At 45.7% G+C, this 466-nt stretch carries 2 tRNA genes and 1 rRNA gene; all 3 read right to left on the reverse strand.

From position 1 onward, the window contains the following. Nucleotides 1-127 precede the first annotated feature (127 nt). Nucleotides 128-203: transfer RNA gene (locus tag M3225_RS28905), tRNA-Ala, on the reverse strand. Nucleotides 204-220: 17 nt separating this feature from the next. Beyond that, nucleotides 221-297, reverse strand: a tRNA-Ile gene (locus tag M3225_RS28910). A 69-nt stretch (nucleotides 298-366) separates the two neighbouring features. Further along, a 16S ribosomal RNA gene (locus tag M3225_RS28915) occupies nucleotides 367-466 on the reverse strand; the annotation flags it as partial.

Consider the following 466-nt stretch of genomic DNA (forward strand, 5'->3'; position numbering starts at 1 on the left):
CGCCCTTTCTAACTTAACCATTAGCGAATAAATGGTACAACATACTGTTGTGTTATTTATTGGTTTGATTAAAGAAAAGTTTCACTTTTCCTCAGCAATTACTGTTATCTAGTTTTCAAAGAACAATTGGTGGAGCCTAGCGGGATCGAACCGCTGACCTCCTGCGTGCAAGGCAGGCGCTCTCCCAGCTGAGCTAAGGCCCCATTCGTTTAAATATATATGGTGGGCCTAAGTGGACTCGAACCACCGACCTCACGCTTATCAGGCGTGCGCTCTAACCAGCTGAGCTATAGGCCCATATATATGATAGAGAGAATTCTCTCAAAACTGAACGAAATGAAACGTACGTCATGTAAAAATCCTTAGAAAGGAGGTGATCCAGCCGCACCTTCCGATACGGCTACCTTGTTACGACTTCACCCCAATCATCTGTCCCACCTTAGGCGGCTAGCTCCTTACGGTTACT

Source organism: Priestia aryabhattai (genome assembly GCF_023715685.1).
GTDB lineage: Bacteria > Bacillota > Bacilli > Bacillales > Bacillaceae_H > Priestia > Priestia aryabhattai_B.